Source organism: Antarctobacter albus (assembly GCF_900101505.1).
Lineage (GTDB): Bacteria > Pseudomonadota > Alphaproteobacteria > Rhodobacterales > Rhodobacteraceae > Antarctobacter > Antarctobacter albus.
The window spans coordinates 113,629-137,054 of sequence record NZ_FMZI01000008.1 but is presented as its reverse complement, the minus strand read 5'-3'; the positions used below and the strand labels follow the sequence as shown (position 1 = coordinate 137,054).

The 23,426-nt window shown below is 65.1% G+C and carries 25 protein-coding genes and 1 pseudogene; 18 read left to right on the top strand and 8 right to left on the bottom strand.

Going from position 1 to position 23,426, the window contains the following annotated elements:
* Positions 1–13: 13 nt before the first annotated feature.
* The 3 genes from BLQ71_RS15260 (at position 14) to acpS (ending at position 1,876) form a co-directional block, all read left to right on the top strand.
* Entirely contained in the window at positions 14–847 is an 834-nt protein-coding gene (locus tag BLQ71_RS15260) for a 2OG-Fe(II) oxygenase (protein ID WP_043142307.1), read from the top strand.
* Positions 848–948: 101 nt separating this feature from the next.
* Positions 949–1,407, top strand: a complete 459-nt coding sequence (locus BLQ71_RS15255) for a hypothetical protein (protein ID WP_074622333.1) — start codon at positions 949–951, stop codon at positions 1,405–1,407.
* 67 nt (positions 1,408–1,474) lie between these two features.
* The gene (acpS, locus tag BLQ71_RS15250) at positions 1,475–1,876 is read left to right on the top strand and encodes a holo-ACP synthase (RefSeq protein ID WP_074622332.1); all 402 of its coding nucleotides are present in this window, start codon (positions 1,475–1,477) and stop codon (positions 1,874–1,876) included.
* Positions 1,877–1,879: 3 nt separating this feature from the next.
* Here the strand turns inward: acpS and BLQ71_RS26820 are convergent, their stop codons facing one another.
* Both BLQ71_RS26820 and BLQ71_RS26815 read right to left on the bottom strand, forming a co-directional pair.
* A complete protein-coding gene (locus tag BLQ71_RS26820) occupies positions 1,880–2,968 on the bottom strand; it encodes an extracellular solute-binding protein (RefSeq protein ID WP_074622430.1) in 1,089 nt (362 codons plus the stop codon).
* A gap of 447 nt (positions 2,969–3,415) precedes the next feature.
* Positions 3,416–3,889, bottom strand: a pseudogene (locus BLQ71_RS26815) (trypsin-like serine peptidase); the annotation flags it as partial.
* A gap of 438 nt (positions 3,890–4,327) precedes the next feature.
* On the opposite strand from BLQ71_RS26815, the gene lepB (BLQ71_RS15235) reads away from it, so the two are divergent.
* From lepB (BLQ71_RS15235) to recO, 7 genes are all read left to right on the top strand, one after another.
* On the top strand, positions 4,328–5,161 hold the full coding sequence (gene lepB, locus BLQ71_RS15235; RefSeq protein WP_043142313.1) for a signal peptidase I: 834 nt from the start codon (positions 4,328–4,330) through the stop codon (positions 5,159–5,161).
* Positions 5,158–6,126 (top strand): signal peptidase I, encoded by a 969-nt coding sequence (lepB, locus tag BLQ71_RS15230; RefSeq protein ID WP_083342270.1) that lies wholly within the window; start codon positions 5,158–5,160, stop codon positions 6,124–6,126. Before lepB (BLQ71_RS15235) ends, lepB (BLQ71_RS15230) begins: the two co-directional genes overlap by 4 nt.
* Positions 6,123–6,803, top strand: a complete 681-nt coding sequence (gene rnc, locus BLQ71_RS15225) for a ribonuclease III (protein WP_069207968.1) — start codon at positions 6,123–6,125, stop codon at positions 6,801–6,803. Before lepB (BLQ71_RS15230) ends, rnc begins: the two co-directional genes overlap by 4 nt.
* A 545-nt stretch (positions 6,804–7,348) precedes the next feature.
* Positions 7,349–8,239 (top strand): DMT family transporter, encoded by an 891-nt coding sequence (locus BLQ71_RS15220; protein WP_074622331.1) that lies wholly within the window; start codon positions 7,349–7,351, stop codon positions 8,237–8,239.
* An 88-nt stretch (positions 8,240–8,327) separates the two neighbouring features.
* The gene (gene era, locus BLQ71_RS15215; RefSeq protein ID WP_043142320.1) at positions 8,328–9,236 is read left to right on the top strand and encodes a GTPase Era; all 909 of its coding nucleotides are present in this window, start codon (positions 8,328–8,330) and stop codon (positions 9,234–9,236) included.
* The gene (locus BLQ71_RS15210; protein WP_043142323.1) at positions 9,236–9,565 is read left to right on the top strand and encodes a DUF1491 family protein; all 330 of its coding nucleotides are present in this window, start codon (positions 9,236–9,238) and stop codon (positions 9,563–9,565) included. Before era ends, BLQ71_RS15210 begins: the two co-directional genes overlap by 1 nt.
* Positions 9,566–9,699: 134 nt before the next feature.
* Complete coding sequence (gene recO, locus BLQ71_RS15205; protein WP_074622428.1) at positions 9,700–10,425, top strand: DNA repair protein RecO; 726 nt, start codon at positions 9,700–9,702, stop codon at positions 10,423–10,425.
* Here recO and BLQ71_RS15200 read toward each other — a convergent pair.
* Positions 10,409–10,795: an META domain-containing protein gene (locus BLQ71_RS15200; protein ID WP_074622330.1), complete on the bottom strand. Its 387-nt coding sequence runs from the start codon at positions 10,793–10,795 to the stop codon at positions 10,409–10,411. The two genes, recO and BLQ71_RS15200, sit on opposite strands and share 17 nt — an antisense overlap.
* Positions 10,796–10,887: 92 nt before the next feature.
* Here BLQ71_RS15200 and pgsA point away from each other — a divergent pair, with 92 nt between their 5' ends.
* From pgsA to BLQ71_RS15180, 4 genes are read left to right on the top strand one after another with little or no spacing between them, the layout of a single operon-like run.
* Positions 10,888–11,553, top strand: coding sequence for a CDP-diacylglycerol--glycerol-3-phosphate 3-phosphatidyltransferase (gene pgsA, locus BLQ71_RS15195; RefSeq protein ID WP_043142325.1), 666 nt, complete (start codon positions 10,888–10,890; stop codon positions 11,551–11,553).
* A complete protein-coding gene (gene moaD / locus BLQ71_RS15190; RefSeq protein ID WP_043142327.1) occupies positions 11,553–11,798 on the top strand; it encodes a molybdopterin converting factor subunit 1 in 246 nt (81 codons plus the stop codon). Before pgsA ends, moaD begins: the two co-directional genes overlap by 1 nt.
* Before the next feature lie 5 nt (positions 11,799–11,803).
* Positions 11,804–12,247, top strand: a complete 444-nt coding sequence (locus BLQ71_RS15185; RefSeq protein ID WP_043142329.1) for a molybdenum cofactor biosynthesis protein MoaE — start codon at positions 11,804–11,806, stop codon at positions 12,245–12,247.
* Positions 12,248–12,296: 49 nt separating this feature from the next.
* Positions 12,297–13,067, top strand: coding sequence for an FCD domain-containing protein (locus tag BLQ71_RS15180; protein ID WP_043142332.1), 771 nt, complete (start codon positions 12,297–12,299; stop codon positions 13,065–13,067).
* Between the two features lie 153 nt (positions 13,068–13,220).
* Here the strand turns inward: BLQ71_RS15180 and BLQ71_RS15175 are convergent, their stop codons facing one another.
* The 3 genes from BLQ71_RS15175 to BLQ71_RS15165 form a co-directional block, all read right to left on the bottom strand.
* Positions 13,221–13,694: a hypothetical protein gene (locus BLQ71_RS15175; protein WP_043142333.1), complete on the bottom strand. Its 474-nt coding sequence runs from the start codon at positions 13,692–13,694 to the stop codon at positions 13,221–13,223.
* Positions 13,695–13,878: 184 nt separating this feature from the next.
* Positions 13,879–15,213: an ammonium transporter gene (locus tag BLQ71_RS15170; protein ID WP_074622329.1), complete on the bottom strand. Its 1,335-nt coding sequence runs from the start codon at positions 15,211–15,213 to the stop codon at positions 13,879–13,881.
* 30 nt (positions 15,214–15,243) lie between these two features.
* On the bottom strand, positions 15,244–15,582 hold the full coding sequence (locus BLQ71_RS15165; protein WP_043142336.1) for a P-II family nitrogen regulator: 339 nt from the start codon (positions 15,580–15,582) through the stop codon (positions 15,244–15,246).
* Positions 15,583–15,835: 253 nt separating this feature from the next.
* Here BLQ71_RS15165 and BLQ71_RS15160 point away from each other — a divergent pair, with 253 nt between their 5' ends.
* Both BLQ71_RS15160 and BLQ71_RS15155 read left to right on the top strand, forming a co-directional pair.
* Entirely contained in the window at positions 15,836–17,989 is a 2,154-nt protein-coding gene (locus BLQ71_RS15160) for a transglycosylase domain-containing protein (RefSeq protein WP_074622328.1), read from the top strand.
* 151 nt (positions 17,990–18,140) lie between these two features.
* Positions 18,141–18,635, top strand: a complete 495-nt coding sequence (locus BLQ71_RS15155; RefSeq protein WP_074622327.1) for a hypothetical protein — start codon at positions 18,141–18,143, stop codon at positions 18,633–18,635.
* Between the two features lie 211 nt (positions 18,636–18,846).
* On the opposite strand, the gene BLQ71_RS15150 is transcribed toward BLQ71_RS15155, so the two are convergent.
* Both BLQ71_RS15150 and BLQ71_RS15145 read right to left on the bottom strand, forming a co-directional pair.
* On the bottom strand, positions 18,847–19,434 hold the full coding sequence (locus tag BLQ71_RS15150; protein WP_043142341.1) for an MlaC/ttg2D family ABC transporter substrate-binding protein: 588 nt from the start codon (positions 19,432–19,434) through the stop codon (positions 18,847–18,849).
* Positions 19,435–19,447: 13 nt separating this feature from the next.
* Positions 19,448–20,263: an MlaA family lipoprotein gene (locus BLQ71_RS15145; protein ID WP_229754886.1), complete on the bottom strand. Its 816-nt coding sequence runs from the start codon at positions 20,261–20,263 to the stop codon at positions 19,448–19,450.
* A 127-nt stretch (positions 20,264–20,390) separates the two neighbouring features.
* Here BLQ71_RS15145 and BLQ71_RS15140 point away from each other — a divergent pair, with 127 nt between their 5' ends.
* Together BLQ71_RS15140 and BLQ71_RS15135 are read left to right on the top strand one after the other, a co-directional pair.
* Positions 20,391–22,121, top strand: coding sequence for a type I secretion system permease/ATPase (locus BLQ71_RS15140; RefSeq protein ID WP_074622325.1), 1,731 nt, complete (start codon positions 20,391–20,393; stop codon positions 22,119–22,121).
* The gene (locus BLQ71_RS15135; protein WP_043142348.1) at positions 22,118–23,422 is read left to right on the top strand and encodes an HlyD family type I secretion periplasmic adaptor subunit; all 1,305 of its coding nucleotides are present in this window, start codon (positions 22,118–22,120) and stop codon (positions 23,420–23,422) included. Before BLQ71_RS15140 ends, BLQ71_RS15135 begins: the two co-directional genes overlap by 4 nt.
* Positions 23,423–23,426: the final 4 nt, after the last annotated feature.

The following is a 23,426-nucleotide window of genomic DNA, read 5'->3' as shown; positions in this document are numbered from 1 at the left end:
CCGAGGTGTCGTCATGCCCGTCATACAAATGGACCCCGAAACGCTTGCCATCGACGCCGCGGCCGCCAAGGCGGCGGGCGCCGCGGCGGCAGACAGCTATCGCACCCGCACTCCTTACCCCTATGGCAGCTTTGATGATTTCCTGCCCGCAGAGGTTCTGGACCGGGTGCTGGAAGAGCTGAAACAGCTGCCCGAGGCCGAGGACATGTTCAACCGCCCGCAGGAAAAGCTGAAGTCCAGCTACCTGCCGGAGCGGCTGCCGCCCTATACGCGTAACCTGTTCTACGTCCTGAACTCGCGCCCCTTCGTGCGCTTCCTCGAAGAGATGACCGGGATCAACGGGTTGATCCCGGACCCCTATTTCGCGGGCGGCGGCGTGCATGTGGTCGCCAACGGCGGGCATCTCGATATCCACGCGGATTTCAACCACAACCAGAAGCTCAACCTGGAACGGCGGCTGAATATCCTCATCTACCTCAACAAGGACTGGAAAGAGGAATACGGCGGCTCTTTCGAGATCTGGAACACCGACATGACGGAAAAGGTCGCGGGATTCGTGCCGCTCTTCAACCGCATGTGCTGTTTCAACACCGGCTCCGACACCTGGCACGGCAACCCCGAGACCGTGAACCACCCCGACGGAGAGCCGCGCATGTCGCTGGCGCTGTATTATTACACCGCCACCTGGGACTACACGCGCAAATCCCACACGACGCTGTTCAAACCCCGCCCCGGAACCAAGGACCAGGTCGACCGGCAGGTAAAACGCGCCGACATGCTGCAGGAAGTCCTGCCGCCGGTCATTTTCCGCAAGGTGATCGGGCGGTTGCAGCGCTTCGGCTTCTGATCAGGTCACCTAGACCACGCGAGGTCGGGAAAACCCCGCCTCGTCCCCTCGCACGGGGCCGGCTATCCTTGGACAAAGCCGTTTTGACAAGGAACCACCCGATGAAGTCCCTGATTTGCGCCCTGCCCCTGGCCTTGCTCCCTGCCCTTGCGGCGGCGCAGGAAAACATTGTCACCGTGCAGGACTGCGACTGGCAGGCCAGCGCGCGCAACATCGTCGAACCTTGGGAGGCGCACAGCCGCACCTTTTCCAACGGCAAGACCCGGCTGGCGCTGATGGACACCATCGAACCCGCAGCTGGCTGGGCCTGGATGCTGGTGCTGTCGCCGCCCTATTCGGAACTCGGGGACCGGCAGTGCAAGGTAATCGGGCTGAACGGCATGGGCTTTGCCGGGATGGAATTCGGCGCGCTGACCGCCAGCTACGACCCGGCCACGGGCCTGACCTTCACCGTTCCGGTCGACGTCTACGACCCCGCCACCGCCATGCCCGGCGCGGCGACCCTGCGCTTTACCCTGAACCAGGCCACAGGCGCCATCCACGGCGACATCTTGCCCTGAGCTTGACCTTGGCGCGGCGCCGGGGTTTGTGGGACGGGTTCCCAACCGCCCGCAGGAGGCTGACCAAATGATCCTTGGCATCGGCACCGACCTCGCCAACATCGACCGGATTGCCGGCACGCTCGATCGGTTCGGCGACCGCTTCCGCAACCGTGTCTTCACCGAGGTGGAACAGGCCAAGGCCGAACGGCGCGCGGATACGCCGGGCACCTACGCAAAACGCTGGGCCGCGAAAGAGGCCTGTTCCAAGGCGCTGGGAACGGGGCTGCGGATGGGCATCGCCTGGAAGGACATGGCGGTGTCCAACCTGCACACCGGCCAGCCGGTGATGGAAGTGACCGGCTGGGCAAAGGACAGGCTGGACGCCATGACCCCCGAAGGGTTCGAGGCCATCATCCACGTCACCCTGACCGACGATCACCCCTGGGCGCAGGCCTTCGTCGTGATCGAGGCGCGGCCACGCGGATAACCACTAGCGTTTAAGCCAGGCGCTGAACCGGCTGTCGATCGCAGAGCGGTGCTCTGCCCAGAAGTCATAGTTGTAGAGCATGGCCGTCGCGAAATTGCCTTGGCCTGTGGGAATGTGGCGCTTCATGTCCACGCCCAGATCCTTGTGACGCCCCACCAAAGTCGCAGAACTGCGCCGCGCGGGGCCGTAGGCGATATACTGCGCCTGATCCGCCAGTCGCTGGGCATCCGTCGCAAAGTAGAGAAAGTCCAGCACGCGGGCCTTGCGGTCCGCTGGCAGGCCCTTGGGGATGATCCAGCCGTCCAGGTCGATCACCTGCCGGTCCCAGAGAATATCGACCGGCAGACCGTAGTCGGCAATCAAGCTGAACAGCCGGCCATTGTAGGCAGAGCCCATGACCACCTCGCCATCCGCCAGAAGTTGCGGTGTTTCCGCCCCGGCGGACCACCAGATGACGTGGTTCTTGATCGTGTCCAGCTTGGCCAGCGCCCGGTCCTGTCCCCGTCGGGTCGCCAGAACCTCGTACAGGCGGCTTTCGGGTACGCCATCGCAGAGAAGCGCCCATTCCATGTTGTTGATCGGACGTTTTTCCAAGGCCCGTTTGCCAGGGAACCGCCGCAGATCGAAAATATCGCAGATCGAACCAGGTCGCTGACGCCCCACCAGATCGGTGCGATACCCGATGGTCGTGGAATAGGCGATCTGGGGAACGAAGCAGTCGTTGATCAGGAACTTGCCGAAATCCGCGCTGGGTGGCGTGCCGTCCGGCGCCGGTGCCAGGATACGGTCAAAGTCGATCCGTTCGGCCTGCCCACCCTCGCAGAGGCGGATCGCGTCGGCGGCCACGACATCCACCAGGTCCCAGGACCGCGCCGTGGCATCGCCCTTGCGGAGAACGCTGACAGCATTGGGGGAATCCGAATCCCAACTGACATTCAGCCCCCTGTTGCGGGCGACGTAGGGGTCGACATAAGCTTTGTCCTGGCTATGCTGGTAGGCCCCGCCCCAGCTGACAAGTTTCAGGGCATCCGACATCCGCACATTGGGTTTCGGCCTGGGTTGGGGCGCTTTCGCCACGGAGCGCGCCGCCATCAAATCGAGCATGGTCTTTGCGCTCTTGCCGGCAGGGGTGACCGGGAATTGCCGAAGCACTTCGGTCAACGCGCGTTTGCGCGCCGCATCATCACCCAAGGCCAGCGCGGCGATCAGCGCGTCCGAGGCCCGCTCTTCGGGGCTGCGTTGCCGGGGCGCCATCAGGTCCAGCGCGTTGCGCGCGCTTCTTGCCGCGCGGCTGTCGGGGAATTGCGAAACCACGTCTTCCAGCGCCGCGCGCCGCGCCTCGATTCCGTCCAGTTGCAGCGCCTCGGTGAGGGCTTCCTGGGCCAGGGTCTCGGGGTCCGGCTTGGGAATGACGACCGGCGCGGGCGCCGCCTCGGCGTGGAACCCCAGGCCAAGCGCGGCCTCGACCGCCGCGATCTTGTGCCCGCCGTTGAAGCCGCCGCGCCCGTGCAACCCACCCTGGTTGTGCAGTCCGACAACGGCCAATGAACGCGCGTCCAGCAGAAGAGAGCCGGAAGACCCGCCCGTCGTCTCGCAGCTGTGGCGCAATTGCGAGGCCGCTTCGGGCAGCTTGCCCTGGTCCGGGTGCACCTGGCAGGTGCCGGATGAAAACTGCTGCGGATCACCGTTCGGGTGGTGGATCATGGTCAGCGCGCGGCGTGGGCGGACGCGCGGCTGCATCACCATCGGCACATGCCCGCCCAGCGCCTCGTTCGCATCCGCGCCGAAGATCTGCAACACCATCGCGTCAAGCCCTTCGTCCCGCGCCAGCTCTCGCGTGGAGACGGCATAAGTCTTGACGTCACCGGTGAAATCCGCCGCCGTGTAGCCAAAGTTGATGCGCGCCTCCTGTACGAAGGTGAACCCGGCCTCGACCATGACGTCGTTGTAGAAACAGTGGTTGTTGGTCAACAAACGGTTGCCAGGCAGGAGCGCGGCGGTACAGGTGGTCATCTGCGGGCTTTTCAGCGTCCGGGTCTGACCGTTGAGCGTCACCGTCCGCGGCTTGCCATCCGGTGTCATCAGGCAGACATCCAGCCGTCCGATATAGCGCGCGATCTCTTGCACGTCGTCCGGAGCCTCGGCAATCGGGCGCCAGAAACCGCCCCGTTCCGACGCCCCCTGGATCAGCGCCTGCAGGGCCGAACTTTGCGTATCGATGCGAAAGGAGAACTTGCAGCCTTCGAAGGCGCTGGCACTGTGTCCGGCGAGCACAATGAGCAGCGTGGCAAGAAGGCGAGGCAAGGTCATGATGAAATCCCGGATAGATCCGACAATTCACAAACCGTAGCAAGCGCCGCCCTGCCCGGTCAACGCCCGGCCCTCCCGCCTTGACACGCCCTGCCCCGCCGCCCATGAAGCGCCGGACAGGTGAGGCAAAGGGCAGATCACATGGCGAAGGAAGAAAAGAAGGGCGGTCTTGTCGAGACCATCAAGACGGTGGTCTACGCGCTGCTGATCGCGGGCGTTTTCCGCACCTTCCTGTTCCAGCCCTTCTGGATCCCCTCGGGGTCAATGAAGGACACGCTGCTGATCGGCGATTTCCTTTTCGTCAACAAGATGGCCTATGGCTATTCCTACGCCTCCTGCCCCTCGATCATCATCCCGCGCTTTGGCATCAACGTCGATGCGCAGGATTTCTGCGGCTGGGCCGATGGCGACAACAAGCGCCTCTTTGGCGGAGAGCCCAAGCGTGGTGACGTGGTCGTGTTCCGCCACCCGGTGTCGGGCCGCGATTTCATCAAGCGGCTGGTCGGCCTGCCAGGCGAACGCATCCAGATGCGCAACGGCGTGCTGCACATCAACGGCGCCCCGGTCGAACTGACCCCCGACGGCACGTTCGAGGAACTGGCCGCGCCGCAGGGGCCGCAGGGCCTGCGGCCGCGCTGTTCCAACGGCACGGTCGGCGACGGCGCCACCTGCATCAAGGAAAAGCTGATCGAGACGCTGCCCAATGGTGTCAGCCATTCGATCCTGAACATCGGCATGCAGGGATCCGACAATACCCCGGTCTACACGGTTCCCGAAGGGCACTACTTCTTCATGGGGGACAACCGCGACAATTCTTCGGACAGCCGCGTGCCCAATATCGCCAACGGGGTCGGCTTTGTTCCCTATGAAAACCTGATCGGCCGGGCGGATCGGATCATGTTCTCCTCCGCCGGACGCTCGATGCTGTTTTTCTGGACCTGGCGCAGCGACCGGTATTTCCAAGTAATCGAGTGAGCTTTCTGACTGCAGCCCTCGACTGGCGCGGCCTGACCGGCCGCGCCGGTTTCGTTCTGGCCGCCGCGCTGGTGGTGGGCCTGATGGTGGCGCAGGCGCAGGTCCCTCCGCTCAGCCCCGCCGGGGCGGGTGTGGCACTGGCCGCGGCGGCGGCCACCCTTTTGTTCTGGGGTCATGCACGGCGGCGTTTGCGCGCCATGGGTTGGTCCGGCTGGTGGATGTGGGGGCTGGCGGTGCCGCTGGTCTCGCTTGCGCTGGTGGCAATCATGGCGGTGCGCCGCAACAGGCCCGATGCGGTGCCGGGTCCCTTCAGCCAGGCGGGCCGGGCGCTCGTCTGGGTCATGGTCGCCCTGATCGCCAGCCGCGTGGCCTGGGCGCCCTACATCATCCCCACCGGCAGCATGTCGCCCACCCTGCAACCGGGCGACTACGCCCTGGCCACCCGCAGCCTCACAGCGCCAGAGCGAGGGGCGGTGGTGGTCTTTCGGCATCCGGTCAGCGGGCAGGATTTTCTCAAGCGGGTGATCGGGCTGCCCGGCGACCGGGTGCAGATGCGCGACGGTCAGGTGATGCTGAACGGCACACCCGTGCCGCAGGCCCCGGCCCCGGACTGGAGCGAACCGAACCGCCCCACGGCCATCGGGACCCGTCCGCGTTGCCTGACCCCGACGGCCCCCGGCGCCCCTTGCATCAAGCAGGCGGCACGTGAAACCCTGCCCGGCGGCGCCACCTACACCGTGCTGAACATCGGCACGCAACGCACCGACGACACCGTCGAATTCCGCATCCCCGAAGGCCACCTCTTTGTCCTTGGCGACAACCGCGACAACTCGCTGGACAGCCGCATCACGCAAGGATTGGGTGGCGTCGGGCTGGTTCCCCTGGCCCATGTTGCAGGCCGGGTGCGTCTGGTGCTCTATTCGCAGGAAGGGCGCGAAGGGCGCCTGCTAAGGACAGTCGAATGAAGGTATCCGCCGAACTCATCGCCCTGCAGGAGTCGCTGGGCCACCGTTTTGCCGACCCGCGCCTGCTGCGCCGCGCCGTCACCCATGCATCGATGTCCGGGCCGGGGCGCGAGGACAACCAGCGGCTGGAATTCCTCGGCGACCGGGTGCTGGGACTGGTCATGGCGGAGGCGCTCTTGGAACGCGACCGCGCCGCCACGGAGGGCCAGATGGCACCCCGCTTCAACGCGCTGGTGCGGAAGGAAACCTGCGCCGATGTCGCGCGCGAGGTCGGCATCGGCAACGCGCTGAAACTGGGGCGGTCGGAACAGCTGTCCGGCGGGCGGCGCAAGATGGCGCTTTTGGGTGACGCGATGGAGGCGGTGATTGCCGCAGTCTACCTGGACGCCGGGTTCGAGGCGGCACGCGCCCTGATCCTGCGGCTCTGGGACAAGCGCATCGACGCGGTCGAGGAAGACGCCAAGGATGCCAAGACCGCCTTGCAGGAATGGGCTCAGGCGCGCGGCCACCAGCCGCCCAAGTATGTCGAAACCGCCCGCAGCGGTCCGGATCATGCTCCGGTCTTCACCATCGAGGTGCGCCTGCCCGACGGCACCTCTGCCGAGGCCACAGCAGGCAGCAAACGCCAGGCCGAACAGATGGCCGCCCGTATGCTGCTGGACAAGCTGACCGCCTGAGCCAACACCCGCCCGCTCTCCCCGCAAGAGGGCCACCGCCTCAGACGAAGCGCGCAGTGCCCGGTCAAAAGCCCGCGGCTGCTCCTGTTCAAAGCCCTTCCCTGACAGCATTTCGCACATGTCACGCATGACACCGGGCGGTTCCATATCCCGCGCCTGCCAGATCCGAAGCGCCAGATAGCGCGGTTCGGCCTGCGGTTCCTGCCCGAGACGCCCGGCGCACCGCTGTTCGACCGCTTCTGGAGAGGCCAGTGCCTCGGCAAGGGGCAAGACCCCGGACCGCATCCAGTCGGTGACGGCCCGATGGTCCCCGTGTCCCCCGGATGGATATGCACCTGCTCTTCCAGCATGCAGATACGTGACACCGTCGGCACGCCGAAACGCACCCATTTCATCCCGAACCCGAGGCAGATCAGACAGTCCACCAGATGCCAAAAGACCTGCGCGACCCCCGACAGCCGCAAACAGCCTGCCCCGAACGCAGACTCTGGTCCACCGGATGAATGCGCTGTACCGCTATACGCATCTCAACGCAGGGGTCACGCATGACCGACAATCTAAAAGGCAGCCTCTGGATGATGCTCGCCATGCTCGGCTTCGGGGTCGAGGATGCCTTTTTCAAGGCAGCAACCGGCACCGGCGGCATTTCACCAGGTCTGGGCACGGTCCAGTTCGGCCTGCTGGCGATGACGATCTACGCCGTCCAGGCCCGCCGTCGCGGCGTGCCGCTCTGGGATTCGGCCTACCTGCAAAAGGGACTGCTGATCCGCACCGGGTTCGAGATCCTGGGTCGGCTCTTCTTTGCCCTCAGCCTGGCCTATACGCCGCTCTCGACCACCTCGGCCATCCTGCAGGCCGCGCCGCTGGTGGTCATGCTCTCGGCCGGGCTGATCCTGGGCGAACGCATCGGGCCGCACCGCTGGCTGGCCACCGCCGTGGGATTTGCCGGTGTGCTGCTGATCATCCGCCCCTCGCCCTCGGGGATCGAACCCAACGCCGTCTTTGCCCTGCTCGGCATGATCGGTTTCGCGGGCCGCGACGTGGCCACCCGCACCGCGCCCGCCCATATCCGCCCGTCGCAACTGGGTGTGCTGGGCTTTGCCGTGGTCACCTTCGCGGGCCTCGTCATCATGACCTTCGAACCTGCGCCCAGCCTGCCGACCCTGCCCGCCACGGCGATGATCTGCGGCACGGCCGTGGCCGGGGTGATCGGCTATACCGCGCTCACCACCGCCATGCGCACCGGCGAGGTCTCTGTCGTGGCCCCCTTCCGCTATTCGCGCCTGCTGGTGGCGCTGGTCCTGGCCTACACGGTCTTCGGCGAACGCCCCGACACGATGACCCTGAGTGGCGCGGCGCTGATCGTCGCCTCGGGCATTTATTCGCTCTGGCGCGACGGGCGGAAACGGACCACCATCAGCCGCGCAGCCCCCTGAGACCGCCCGCCACATGCGAATCCTCTGGCCTTGACGCCTCATCTGGCCTAGGGGAGGCACTTCGAAATCGCATTCGGACAGATCTGTCATGACCACACGCGCCGGCTTCATCGCCCTGATCGGAGAGCCCAACGCAGGCAAATCCACCCTCACCAACGCGATGGTGGGGGCCAAGGTCAGCATCGTGACCCACAAGGTCCAGACCACCCGCGCCCGCATCCGTGGCGTCGCGATGGAGGGCGACAGCCAGCTGGTCTTCGTCGACACGCCGGGCCTGTTCAAACCGCGCCGCCGGCTGGACCGCGCGATGGTGGCCGCCGCCTGGGGCGGCGCGGCGGATGCCGATGTCATCGTGCTGCTGATCGAGGCGCACCGCGGCATCACCGAAGGCGTCGAGAGCATCCTCGAAGGCCTGAAGGACCTGCCTCGGAACCGCACCGTTGCCCTCGCCATCAACAAGATCGACCGCGTCGAGGCGCCTGCCCTCCTGGCCCTGACCCAGGCCATGAACGAGCGTTACGAATTTGCCCGGACCTTCATGATCTCCGCTGAAAAGGGCTACGGGATCGAGGACCTGCGCCACTGGCTCGCCGACGAAATGCCCGAAAGCCCCTGGCTCTACCCCGAAGACCAGATCGCAGACCTGCCGATGCGCATGATCGCCGCCGAGATCACGCGCGAGAAGCTGACACTGCGCCTGCACCAGGAACTGCCCTACCAGCTGACCGTCGAGACCGAGAACTGGGAAGAGCGCAAGGACGGCTCGGCCCGCATCGACCAGGTGATCTATGTCGCCCGCGACGGCCACAAGGGCATCGTCCTGGGCCACAAGGGCGAGACGATCAAGGCCATCTCCAAGGCCGCCCGCGAGGAACTGACCGAATTCCTCGGTCGTCCCATCCACCTCTTCCTGCAGGTCAAGGTCCGCGAGAACTGGCTCGAAGAGGCGGAGCGCTACTCGGAAATGGGGCTCGACTTCCGCGACGGCAACGCCTGATGGCGCGGCTGACCGCGCGGTTCTGGGTGGATGCCTACCTGGCGCGCCTGCGTCTGATGGACATTCCCGCCTTCGTCACCGCCCACGGCGACGACACCGCCGGCGCCGTCCTGGTCAAGCTCAACACGCTCGACGGTCAGGCCCGCGCCTTCACCCGCGGCTTCGACCTCGCCAGCGGCGACCGCAAGTGGACCGACCTCACCTCCGGCCAAGAAGCAGAGGTCGACGAGACGATCACCCGCCAGCGCCGTTTCGATCCAGACCTCTGGGTGATCGAGGTCGAGGACCGCCTTGGCCGCCACCTGCTCGACGATCCCACCCTGGCCTGACCAGCAGGCTTCTTCTTGGCAGAAATACCCCTGCCCGAGGCCCCGCAAAGGGGCCGAGACACCCTGCGCAGCCGCAGGCTGCACATTTGGATCACGGCTTGCCAATCGGCGCGCGCGGGCCGATCTTTCACTGCATGGACTGGCGCGACACGGGCATTCTTCTCAACACGCGGAAACACGGCGAGACCTCGCTGATCCTCGAGGTCTTCACGCCGCAACATGGTCGTCATGCAGGCGTGTTGCGGGGCGGCACCTCGCGCAAGCTGGCGCCGCATCTGCAACCCGGCGCCCAGCTCGACCTGTCGTGGCGGGCGCGGCTCGAGGATCACATCGGCAGTTTCACCGCCGAGCCTGAACGCTCGCGCGCCGCCGCCGCGCTGGGGGACCGGCTGGCGCTGGCCGGGCTCAACGCGGTCACCGCGCTGCTGGCCTTTTGCCTGCCCGAACGTGAACCACACCCCGCGCTTTACGACAGGTCCGAAAAACTACTGGATCTGCTGGATCGCCCGGATCTCTGGCCCCTGGCCTACCTGCAATGGGAACTGGCGCTGCTGGAGGAACTGGGCTTCGGCCTCGACCTGACGCAATGCGCGGTCACCGGCGCGATCGAGGGGCTGGACTATGTCTCGCCCCGGTCGGGAAGGGCTGTCACCGCCCTGGGCGCCGGGGAATGGGCCGACCGGCTGCTGCCCCTGCCGCCGGTCCTGCGGGGCGAGGGCGAGGCCGGGGATGAAGAAATCCTGACCGCCTTGGAAACGACCGGGTTCTTCATGGAAAACCGGCTGGCGGCGGAATTGCGGGACAAACCTCTGCCACCCGCGCGGGCCGCCCTGATCGCCCGGCTCAGGGCGCGGGGCTGAACACCAGCTCGACGCCCGCCGCGTCGCGCAATACCAGTTGGTCGTCGCGCAATTCGGCCTGCGTCACCTGCTGCAGCGCCATGACGAAGGCGTGTTCCTGTGCCAACTCGGGGCAGGCCCGGCGGGTCATCCGCAACGGGCCAAAACTCAGATCGGGCCATGCCCCTTCGACCTTGCCGCCAAAACTGTTGCAGGGCGCCTTGCCGTTCACCGTGCCCGGTGTGGTCAGGTCCAGCGAGGCGTCGAAATCCACCGACGCGCCGCCCATGCTCTGCAGCACCCAGCGCGCATTTTCAGGATGCAGGGTCATGCCCGCCCAGGCGCCCGGGACAAGCGCCGAAAGAAGTCCCGCCAGGATGAGTCCACGCATGTTGCCCCCGCTTTGCCTCACCCAAAGGTGGGGTGTCGGGACAGTGCGTGCAAGCCTTCCCCCTTCCCCGAGAACCGGATAGAGAGGCTGCGATGAAACTGACATTGCCCAACCTTCTCACCATCCTGCGCCTGCTCGCCGCGCCCGGCGTTGCGGTGATGTTCCTGTATTTCTCGCGCCCCCTGGCGGACTGGGCCGCGCTGATCCTCTTCCTGGGGGCCGCGGTGACGGACTGGCTGGACGGCCACCTGGCGCGCAGCTGGCAACAGGAAACCAAGCTGGGCGCCATGCTGGACCCGATCGCGGACAAGGCGATGGTGGTCATCGCGCTGATGGTGATCGTCGGGTTTTCCTCCTGGTCGCCCTGGCTGGTCCTGCCGGCCACTGTGATCCTCTTCCGCGAGGTCTTTGTCTCGGGCCTGCGGGAGTACCTGGGCGACACCGCCGGAACGCTGAAAGTCACCAAGCTGGCCAAGTGGAAGACCACCGCGCAGATGGTGGCCATCGCGGTGCTCTTTGCACAAGGCGTGTTTGAGCACTACCTTGTCATGTCGAGCATGGGCATGGATGACCAGATCATCGGCCAGATTCTCGACGGTGAGATCGAGGACGAGATGGGCTTGCGGTGGAAACTGCAGGGCATGATCTGGTCCGGCAAAGGCGGGCTGACCCTGCTCTGGATTGCCGCCGCGCTGACGCTGATCACGGGGTGGGACTATTTCCGCAAGGCCTTGCCCTTTCTTAAGGAGGATCGCTGATGGACGTGCTGTATTTTGCCTGGGTGCGCGAAAGGATCGGTCTGCCCCGCGAAAAGGTCGAGACCGAGGCCGCGACCGTGGCCGCGCTGGTCGAGGAACTGCGCGCGCGCGAAGACCGCTATGCCGCCGCCTTCGAAGACCTGAGCGCCCTGCGCGTGGCCGTCGACCAGGAACTGACGGATTTCGATGCCCCGCTGGCGGGGGTGCGCGAAGTGGCCTTCTTTCCGCCGATGACCGGGGGCTGAGGGCCATGCGTGTCGTAGTTCAGGAGGCCCCGTTCGATTTCGGCGCCGAGGCGGCGGGCTTTGCCGCGGGTCGGCACGACATGGGCGCGGTCGTCACCTTCACCGGCATCGTCCGAGACCTGCAGGGCGGCGGGCTGGAGGCGATGGAGATCGAGCACTATCCCGGCATGACCGAGAAAGCCCTTGAAAAGATTGCCAAAGAGGCGGTCGAGCGTTGGGCGCTGGGGGATGTGCTGGTGATCCACCGTCATGGCCGGATGGAACCCGGTGAACAGATCATGATGGTCGCGACGGCGGCGCCGCACCGCAAGGATGCCTTCGAGGCGGCGGAGTTCCTGATGGACTACCTGAAGTCGCGGGCGCCGTTCTGGAAAAAAGAATTCAGCGCGGAATCAAGGGCTTGGGTCGCGGCGCGGGACGAGGACGAGGACGCGTTGCGGCGGTGGTAACAACCGGTCGGTTTTGGTAACTTCTCCTGACCAGCGGAAGGAACGCGCGATGCCCTTCGAAAAAGTCCAGGCCGAGAAGCTCTCGAAGACCGTTGTCCGGCAGATCGAACTGCTGATCCTGCGCGGTGTGCTGCGCCCCGGCGAGCGCCTGCCCTCGGAACGCGACCTGTCGGAACAGCTCGGCGTCTCGCGGCCCTCGCTGCGCGAGGCAGTGTCGGAACTGCAGGCGCGCGGGTTGCTGACCTCCAAGGCCAGCGCGGGCATCTTCGTCACCGGCGTCCTGGGGTCGGCCTTTTCCGAACCGCTGATCCAGCTTTTCGCCAATCACGACGAGGCGGTCTTTGACTACCTGTCGTTCCGGCGCGACCTGGAAGGACTGGCCGCGGAACGCGCCGCGATTCACGGCACCGACAGCGATCTTGCCGTGATCGCAGCGGTTTTCGCCAAGATGGAGGCGGCCCACGTCAAGCGGAACCCGGCCGAGGAGGCCGGGCTGGACGCCGAGTTTCACCTGGCGATCATCGAGGCCAGCCATAACGTCATCATGCTGCACATGATGCGGTCGATGTACCAGTTGCTGCGCGAGGGCGTGTTCTACAACCGCCAGGTCATGTTCAAGCAACGCACCACAAGGGCCAGCCTTCTGGACCAGCACCGCGCCATCAACGACGCGCTGCAGGCGCGCGACGCCGCCGGGGCGCGGGCGGCAGTCGAGGCACATCTGGACTACGTCGAGGCGGCGCTGAGCGCGGACAGGACCGCCGAAAAGAACGAGGCCATCGCCCGCCAGCGGCTACGCCGGGAAAGCGAGCGCCGCTAGGCTGCGGCGCGGGGAGCGGTCAGGAAGACTGACCATCGGGCGCACCCTATCCCCAAGGCCGCCACAGAGCCACAGATCGGGACGCGGCCAGCGCATCATGTACGTTTTGTACAAAACGTACTTCGTTTTCAGCATTTTGTACAAAACACCCGCTCAGGTTGTTTCGCAGGACTCTTCGCCCGGCACACGGAGCAGGAAGCGCCGCACGGCATCCTGATGTTCGGTCGCAATCCCGGCGCGGGCAATGACCCATTCCGCCGCTTCGGAGATGTCCAGCGTCACGATCGTGTTCTCTTGTTTGCGCACACCGGACAGTTCGAAATAGGTGGCTGACATCCGCATCATGCCAAAGTTGGTGTCATTACTGACGACATAGGCGGCCAGGGAGCCGGTCTCTCCGAAGCCCAGCGCCTTGAGCCGCGCGGAATAGCGGCGCATGTCTTCGCCGGTGAACCGCGCCATATCAGTCTTGCGCATGTCGAAGACGACGGGACGGGTCATGTCCGCGGCAAGACCGCCGGCAGCCCGGACCGCGACAAAGGCTTCGATCGACTCGTCCAGATCGACCTCGCCCGACAGGTGCCAGTACCGGATGCCCGGCACCTCCAGAAAGTCGTGAGATATCATCGGGCCTCTCTGATAGCCAGCCGGGTTTCCCCAAGGGAAACCAGAATTTCAGGGCCTCTGCCCGGATGCAAGCCCGCCAGGGGGAAATCCGGAAACAAAGGCAGGTTTCCGATACCCCTTGACGAAAAAACCCGGGCGCGAGCGCCCGGGCCAGTGGTCACAAAAGCTGAGAGGAAGGAGAACCTCAGCCCTTGGAGAACTCGGGGTATGCCTCCATACCCAGCTCGGCCATATCGAGACCGGTGATCTCTTCCTCTTCCGAGACACGGATGCCCATGACGGCCTTGAGGATGACCCAGACGATCAGCGATGCGACGAAGGTGAACACACCGTAGCCGATGATGCCGATGATCTGCGTCGAGAGGCTGGCGTCACCGTTGTAGAAGACCACGGCAATGGTGCCCCAGATGCCGGCGCAGAGGTGCACCGGGATGGCGCCGACCACGTCGTCGATCTTGAACTTGTCCAGCATCGGCACGGCGAAGACCACGATGACACCGCCGATGGCACCGATCCAGAGCGAGCCGAAGAGCGTCGGCGCAAGCGGTTCGGCGGTGATCGAGACCAGGCCCGCCAGGGCGCCGTTCAGGACCATCGTCAGGTCGACCTTCTTGTACATGATCTGGGTCAGGATCATCGCGGCGATGGCACCGGCTGCGGCGGCCATGTTGGTGTTGGCAAAGATGCGCGACACGTCCGACACGTCACCCACGGTGCCCATTGCCAGCTGCGAGCCACCGTTGAAGCCGAACCAGCCCAGCCACAGGATGAACGTCCCCAGGGTTGCCAGCGCCAGGTTGGAACCCGGGATCGGGTGCACCTTGCCGTCCTTGCCGAATTTGCCGATCCGCGGGCCAAGTACGATGGCACCTGCGAGCGCGGCCCAGCCACCGACCGAGTGCACGACCGTCGAGCCGGCGAAGTCGGAGAAGCCCATTTCGGACAGCCAGCCGCCGCCCCACTGCCAGGAGCCGGAGATCGGGTACATGACACCGGTCAGCACGACGACGAAGACCAGGAAGGGCCACAGCTTGATCCGCTCGGCCAGCGCGCCCGACACGATCGAGGCGGTGGCAGCGACAAAGACCAGCTGGAAGAAGAAGTCCGAACCGATCGAGGCGTAGTCAAGCGCCGCGTCCGCGGCAGCCACACCAACCGGGTCCAGCACGGTCGGGCTGAAGAACGGGCCGATATAGCCGGTCATGATCCAGCCGTCGCCCGGGTACATCAGGTTGAAACCGATGAGCCAGTACATGATCGCAGCAACCGAGTAGAGCGCGATGTTCTTGGTCATCTGCATGGTGACGTTCTTGGACCGCACCAGGCCGCCTTCGAGCATGGCAAAGCCCGCGGCCATGAAGAACACCAGGAAACCCGCCATGCAGAACAGCAGGGTCGTCATGATGTAGGGGCCGATCTCGTCGAAACCGGGCGCTGCGGCCTCGGCGTCCTGTGCCAGGCCCATGCTCGGCAGGGCCAGCAGAAGCGCGGCCGGCGCAAGCGTCTTGAGAAGTTTCATGTCGTTATCCCTCATGATGAACTGCGCGCCTCAGAGCGCGTCTGCGTCGGTTTCGCCGGTGCGCACGCGCACGGCTTGCTGAACGTCGAGCACGAAGATCTTGCCGTCACCGATCTTGCCGGTCTGCGCGGTGGTCTTGATGGTCTCGATCACCTGGTCGGCCATCGACGACGACACGACGATTTCAAGCTTGATTTTCGGCACGAAATTCACGGCGTATTCTGCGCCGCGGTAGATTTCGGTATGGCCGGACTGAGAGCCGAAGCCCTTGATTTCCGTTACCATCATGCCGCGCACGCCGATGCCGGTCAGGGCTTCGCGCACCTCTTCCAGCTTGAACGGCTTGATCGTTGCAATGATCAGTTTCACCTTGGTCCCCTTCGGTCTGGCAGGGTCGCCCCTGCATTGCACCCGCAGCAAAACTGGTCCGGGGCCTCGAAATGAAGGGATCGGCCCGAAATTCGGGCGAACTTTCGGGCCAAAGAGTCTAATTTTTAGGCGATAAGTATTCGACGCACATTATTTAATCGGAAAATAAACCCGTCTGGCGTTCAGCGATGGTCAACATTCCCGGCCGGGACAGGTAGAGTCGGGACCAAAGAAGAGTGACGGGCAGATCTTGATGAGTTCCTCGAAGGGCAAATCCGGCCGCTTGGTGGCCGATCGGCGCTATCCGCGCAAGGCCGGGCAATCCGCCGCAAAGCCGGCGCAAGGCCGCAAGACCAAAACGCGGCGCAAACCCGCCCGGCGGCAGCGGCGCGGCGGCATCCTGGGCTTTTTCGGCGCTATCCTGCGCTGGATCCTGCGGCTGGTCTGGCGGGTGACGTTGTCGGCGACGGTGGTCGTGGCGCTGATCCTGGGATCGGCGGTGCTGTATGTCTACAGCGGGCTGCCCGAACTGTCGGAGGTGACGGACGGGCGCGCGCGGGGCTCGGTGACGCTGCTGGACCGGGACGGCAAGGTCTTTGCCCTGCGCGGCGACCAATTCGGCGGCGCGGTGACCGCGGACACCGTGTCCGAGCACCTCAAGAACGCCGTGGTGGCGACAGAGGACCGGCGGTTCTACTGGCACTTCGGTGTCAGCCCGCGCGGCGTGGCCAGCGCCATCCGCATCAACCTGCGCGAGGGGCGCGGGCCGCTCTCGGGGCACGGCGGCTCGACGATCACGCAACAGACCGCGAAACTGCTGTGCCTGGGCGTGCAGTACGACCCCGACGAGTGGGAGTCAGAGGCCGACTACGTCGCCGACTGCCGTCGCGGCTCGTTGTCGCGCAAGGCGCAGGAGGCGATCTATGCCATCGCGATGGAGGCCAAGTACACCAAGGACGAGATCCTTTCGATCTACCTCAACCGCGCCTACATGGGCGGCGGCGCCTATGGCGCCGAGGCCGCCGCACAGCGCTATTTCGCCAAGCCGGCGGCGGCGCTGAACCCGGCAGAGGCGGCGATGCTGGCGGGGCTGCTCACCGCGCCCTCGACGCTGGCGCCCACCTCCAACCTGCAGCGCAGCCAGGACCGCGCGGCCACGGTGCTGCGGCTGATGTACGACCAGGGCTATCTTGGCGAAGAGGACATGCGCCACTACCAGGAGAACCCGGCAGTGCTGGCGCAGGGCGCGCGCAACCTGGGCGGCGGCTATTTCGCCGACTGGATCATGTCGTCGGACATGGACTACCTGATCGGCGACACGACAGAGGACGTGATCATCGAAACCACGCTGGACCAGCGCATCCAGCGCGCCACCGCCAGCGCGGTCGACAAGATCTTTGCCGAGAAGGTCCGCGAGGGATCGAAGGCGCAGGTGGCGGTGATCGTCATGTCGGCGGACGGCGCGGTGCGCGGCATGGTCGGCGGACGCGACACCGATGCCACCGGCCTGTTCAACCGCGCCACGCAGGCGGTGCGCCAGACCGGATCGGCCTTCAAGCCCTTCGTCTACGCCACGGCGCTGGAACTGGGCTATTCGCCGCTGGATACGGTCGTCGACGAACCCTATTGCCTGAACATCCCCGGCTCGGGCCAGTGGTGCCCCGAGAACTATTCGCGCCAGCACTATGGCCGGGTAAGCTTGGCCGAGGCGTTGCAGAAGTCGCTGAACATCCCGGCGGTCAAGGTTTCGGAAACCGTGGGCCGTGACCTGGTGCTGCGGGTGGCGCGCGACTTTGGCATCCACCGCGAACTGGCGGACACACCCGCGCTGGCGCTGGGTGCCGCCGAGGCGACCCTGCTGGAGATGACCGGCGCCTATGCGGGCATCCTGAACGGCGGGTCGTCGGTGCGGCCCTACGGCCAGGAACTGATCCGCTACAAAGGCGCGTCGGACCCGCTGATGGAGGCCAGCGGCGGCATGGGCGAACGGGTGATCCGCGAAGAGGCCGCGCAACAGCTGGTCTGGATGATGCGCCGGGTGGTGGCCCAGGGCACCGGCGGCCGCGCCGCCCTGCCCGACCGCCAGGTCGCCGGCAAGACCGGCACCAGCCAGGAGGCGCGCGACGCCTGGTTCGTGGGCTTTACCGCCGATTACGTCGCCGGGGTCTGGATGGGCTATGACGACAACACGCCGCTGACCGGTGTCACCGGCAGCGGGTTGCCCGCGGAAATCTGGCACGAGGTCATGCTGCGGGTCCACGACGGTCTGCCGGTGAGCCCGCTGCCGATGATGGAACCGGTGCCGCCCAAGGTCCCCGAGCCGGAGCCCCAGCCGGTTCCCCGGCAGCCTCAGCGGCGCGATTCCATCCTGGAACAGGTGTTGCGGGACATTCTGGGCGGCAACTGAGGCCATCTGCCCGCACATCGGAAAAGCAACGGGGTGGCCCCAGGGGGGGCCGCCAGCCCTTTGGAGGAGATGGTGCGCGTGAAACCCCGCAGTGGGCTCGGAGCGCATTCACCGCTTTGAGTCCACAGCGGTCCTTGTAAGGGAGTATCAAATGCCAGATGGTGACAACGTCAGTGTCGGAAATTGGCGCTCGAGACAGGGCATGCCGTTGCATTGGGACGAAGCTTTGGGTGCCGTAGAGAACTCATCGGACAGAGATACACTTGAACGCCACCTGGCGGCGATGGCTGAGATTTCGAGCGCCGAGCCTCGCCGCGAGATAGAACCTGAGCTAATCGAGCATTGGGCTGGTAACCTGCGGAACCACCAGTTTTACAATTCGGTCGCCCTCATGATTACTGAAAAATATGCTGCAGGGCTTCTGAGTTACCGAACCTGCGACTGCATCATGAGTGATTTGTGGCGGGCGTGGCTTTCAGGATTCGAGTCGGGCACGATGGTGCCCGATCCCTTCTATGAGATATTCGAAGCGTTCGATGCGGGCGAATATCACAGGTCTCCTGAAAAAACTGATGATTCGGTGAAGGACCATACTGATCATCGAATAACTGAAATTTTATCCCGGCCCTCGTATTCGATGACATAATAGAACTGCCACGTGTCTTTGGACGTCCGCTTTGTCCCGCACACCTGACATTCACCGCAACCCTCTCCCAAGATTTTCTTCAAATGAGGGTTTCTTGTCATCGGGCTGTCCTGAAAGGCTCTCAGCTCCGCACGGCATCAATTGATGCAAAGGGCCGGCCCCAGGGGGACCGGCCCGTAATCATTCTGCGGGCAGGACGCGCAGGCGCGGCTCAGCCAGCCCGGCGCAGGTCGGCGATCAGCTGGTCGATGTTGCCACGGCGGGCATCCAGCATGGCGCCGATCTCTTCCTTCTCGGACAGCAGCATGTCGGCTCCCTCCACGAAGAGGTTGTAGAACCGGTTCGAGTCGGACACGCGGAAGGCGGTTTCCAGCGTCTTGGACCCGCTCATGTGGGCCACGCAGCGCACCTCGTAACCGCGGCTGATCGCATGGACCGACTGCACCTCGATGCGCCCGCCCTGGAACTCGCGGAACCGCTTGCCGTACTTGCGCGCGATGTAGCCGGTGAAGGCCTCGGTAAAGGCCTTGCGCTGCGCGTTGCTGGCGCTGCGCCCGGCAACCCCCAGCACGTTGGCGGCGATCAGCGGCGTGTCACCGTATTTCTTGAACAGCCGCTCGAACTCACGGTACATCGACGCTTCGGACTTGCCCGAGGCGATGACCGTGTTGATCTCGTTCACGAGGTTGTGCACGAGGTTCGCGGCCTGCTGCCCGGTCAGGGCAAGAGCGGGCATGGCTGGCATCGCGGCGAGGGCTGCGCCCGCCGCGATGAAATGGCGACGGTTGAGATGGGTCATCACGGGACTCCTCTTAGAAACCTTCAGTGTCGACGGCGAAGGGATCGAAATCCGCCCCCGGCGCCTCTTCGCCCAGCTCGTAGCGGCGCTGTTGCAGGTAGATCAACCGCAACTGGGTATAGCTGTCGGCGCTGTCGTAGAGAACCGAATCGACGGTGCCGCTGAACTGGCTGCGTTCACCGAACTTGTCGATGGCCTTTGCGACCGTGCCGATATACCGATCTGGAGTCGGAACCACGTATTTCAATGGATCGGTGAACAGGTCGACCACGTCACCGGCGGCATCCCGCTCGGTCGACGGCCCCAGCAAGGGCACCTCAAGGTAGGCGCCCTCTGGCACGCCCCAGACCGCCAGAGTTTCACCGAAATCGGTCTCGTCGGGCTTGAGGCCCCATTTATTGGCCACGTCGAACAGGCCGCCGACACCGATGGTCGCGTTCAGCGTAAAGCGCATGGTGTTGCTGGTCGCGCGCAGCAGGCGCCCCTGAAGCAGTTGGTTGACCACGGTCTGCGGCAGCGACACCGTGTCGGCAAAACTGGAAACGCGATCCTGCACGAAGGGCGGCACGGTCTCGGCGTAGCCCGGTCCATCGCCGCTGAAGAAGGTCTTGTCGACCTTCTTGTTGAAGTCGTGCACCTTGCGGTTCTGCGTCTCGTAGGGGTCGTGGATGCCCCCCGGCGCGCCCTCGGGCCCCGGGACGGAACAGCCCGCGATGCCCAGAACGACGGTCAGAACCACAACCGGCCTTACATTCACCATCAACCCCCAGTCCTCTTCAAACCCCTTGGGAAAGCCGCGCGCCTTCCGTAAAAGGGTAGGTAATTTCATCTCCGCCCCTTCCCAACGAAGGATCCCGGAATCCCCGGCCATGTGGCACAATAGCGACATGGGACGGGACAGGGTTTCACTGTCACCGATTCCGGCCCAAGACACAACGAAGGGCTGATACAGGCATATGAGCATGGCACAGAAAGACACCGGCCGCGACGAATTGCGGGCAGCCCGCAGGCAAAGCCGGCCATATTACTGGTTCGTCGGCATCTTCAGCTTTTTCGTCAACATGCTGATGCTGACCGGGCCGATGTACATGCTGCAGGTCTATGACCGCGTGCTTGGCTCGCGCTCCGAGGCGACGCTGATCGCGCTGTCGGTGCTGGTGGTCTTTCTCTACTCGATGATGGGCCTGTTGGACTACGTCCGGGGCCGTATCATGGGACGGGTTGCCGCGCGCTTCCAGGCGGCGCTGGACCTGCGGGTCTTCGACGCCGTGCTGCGGCGCGCGGCGGTGCAGAACGACGAACTGGCCCAGACCGGGCTGCGGGACCTGGAATCGGTGCAGCGGCTGATGTCCTCGCCGGTGCTGATGGCCTTCTTCGACATTCCCTGGACGCCCTTCTTCATCTTCGCGATCTTCATCTTCCATCCATGGATGGGCTTTCTTGCGATCTGCGGCGGCCTGTTCCTGATCGCCGTGACGCTGATCAACCAGACGGTCAGCAAGAACCCGACGCAGAAATCCAACATCGCCGTGATGCAGGCGGAACGCACCTCGGACCAGATCCGCGCCGAGGCCGAGATGGTGCAGGCGCTGGGGATGCGCGGCGATGCCTTTACCCGCTGGATGCAGGCGCGGTCGCAGGCGCTGTCGGGGCAGATCCATTCCGCCGACCTGACCGGCACCTTCACCACGATCACCAAGACCTTCCGGATGCTGCTGCAATCGGCGATGCTGGGCCTGGGTGCCTACCTCGTCCTGCAAGGAGAGCTGACACCGGGCGCGATGATCGCCGGGTCGATCCTGATGGGCCGGGCGCTGGCGCCGATCGAACTGCTGATCGGGCAATGGGTGCTGGTGCAGCGCGCGCGCAAGGGCTGGGACAACCTGGCCCAGCTTCTGACCGAGGTGCCCGAGGCCGGAACCCCCACCGCCCTGCCGAAACCCAAGGCCAAGCTGGACGTTCAGCAGCTGACCGTCGTCGCCCCGGGCGAACAGCAGGCGGCGCTGCGGCTGGTGTCCTTCAGCGTCGGGCCGGGCCAGGCCTGTGGCGTGATCGGGCCGTCGGGCGCGGGCAAGTCGACGCTGGCGCGTGCCCTGACCGGGGTATGGCGCCCGGCAGGTGGCAAGATCCGGCTGGATGGGGCATCCCTGGATCAATACGGCGCCGAGACGCTGGGCAAGCACATCGGCTACCTGCCGCAACGGGTAACGCTGTTCGATGGCACCATCGCCGAGAACATCGCCCGCCTGTCGCCCCAGCCCGATGCCGAAAAGGTCGTCGAGGCGGCGATGAAGGCCGACGCGCACGAGATGATCCTGAAATTGCCGCAGGGGTATGATACAAGGGTCTCGGCCGCCGGCGGACGGCTGTCGGGCGGCCAGATGCAACGCATCGGGCTGGCCCGTGCAATGTACGGCGACCCGGTGGTGCTGGTCCTCGACGAACCGAACTCGAACCTCGACAACGAGGGGTCCGAGGCCGTCAACAAGGCGATCAAGACCTTCAAGGCAGAGGGTAAGATCGTTCTGATCATGGCCCACCGCCCCGCCGCCATCAAGGAATGCGACCTGCTTCTGATGCTTGAAAACGGCGGGCGCGCGGCCTTCGGGCCCAAGGACGAGGTGTTGCAGGCCATGGTCAAGAACCACCAGCAATTGCAGAAAGCCGGACCGGGAGGCGTCAGATGAGCCCCGAAAAACAGTTTTCCCTGCGCATGCCGATGATCTTTGGCATCATCGGCCTGACGATCCTGGTGGGGGGCTTCGGCACCTGGGCGGCGACGACAAATATCTCGGGCGCCATCGTGGCCTCCGGCCAGATCGAGGTCGACCAGAACAGGCAGGTCGTGCAGCACCCCGACGGCGGCGTGGTCGCCAAGATCCTGGTCGACGAGGGCGACACCGTGACGGAAGGCCAGGTGCTGATCCGGCTGGACCCGACCCTGTTGCTCTCCGAGCTGAACATCATCGAGGGCCAGCTGTACGAGATCATGTCGCGGCGCGCCCGCCTGCAGGCGGAACGGGACGCCAAGGACGAGATCGTCTTTGCCGAGGAAGTGCTGAACCGCGCCGTCACCGACCCGGAGGTTGCCGAACTGGTCGAAGGTCAGCGCAACCTCTTCTTTGCCCGGCGCGACTCCGTCGAGGGCGAGATCGGGCAGCTTCGCAAACGCTCAGACCAGATCGCCGACCAAGTGATCGGCATCCTCGCCCAGCAGGAGGCGCTGGCGCGCCAGCTGGAGCTGATCAAGGAAGAGCTGGTCAACAAGGAGGAACTGCGTGCGCAGGGCCTGGTGCGGGCGCCGGAAATCCTGGCCCTGCAGCGCGAGGAAGCGCGGCTGGCCGGATCGGTGGGGGAACTCAAGGCCTCGAAGGCGCAGGCCGAGGGCCGCATCACCGAAATCGACATCCAGATCCTGAGCCTGCAGACCAAGCGCCGCGAAGAGGCGATCACCACTCTGCGTGACCTGCAGTTCCGTGAACGCGAACTGGCGGAAAAACGGCTTGCCATCCGTGAGCGGCTGAACCGGCTGGACATCACCGCGCCGGTGGGCGGGGTGATCTACGGGCTGACGATCTTCACCCCGCGGTCGGTCATCCGTCCGGCGGACCCGGTGCTGTTCATCGTGCCGCAGGACCGCCCGCTGGTGATTGCCGCGCAGGTCGAACCGATCCACATCGACAAGCTTTTCGTCGACCAGGAGGTGAGTTTGCGCTTTTCCTCGCTCGACCAGCGACAGACGCCGGAACTGTTCGGCCGGGTCGTGCAGATCTCTGCCGATGCCTTCGAGGACCAGAATTCGCGTGTGCGCTATTACCGGGCCGAGATCGTGCTGAACGAGGGCGAGATCGACCGCCTGCCCGAGGGCGCGGCGCTGATCCCCGGCATGCCGGTCGAGGCCTTCATCCGCACCGAGGACCGCACGCCGCTGGCCTACCTGGTCAAACCCTTCACGGATTATTTCGCCAAGGCCTTCCGCGAAAGCTGAGGGG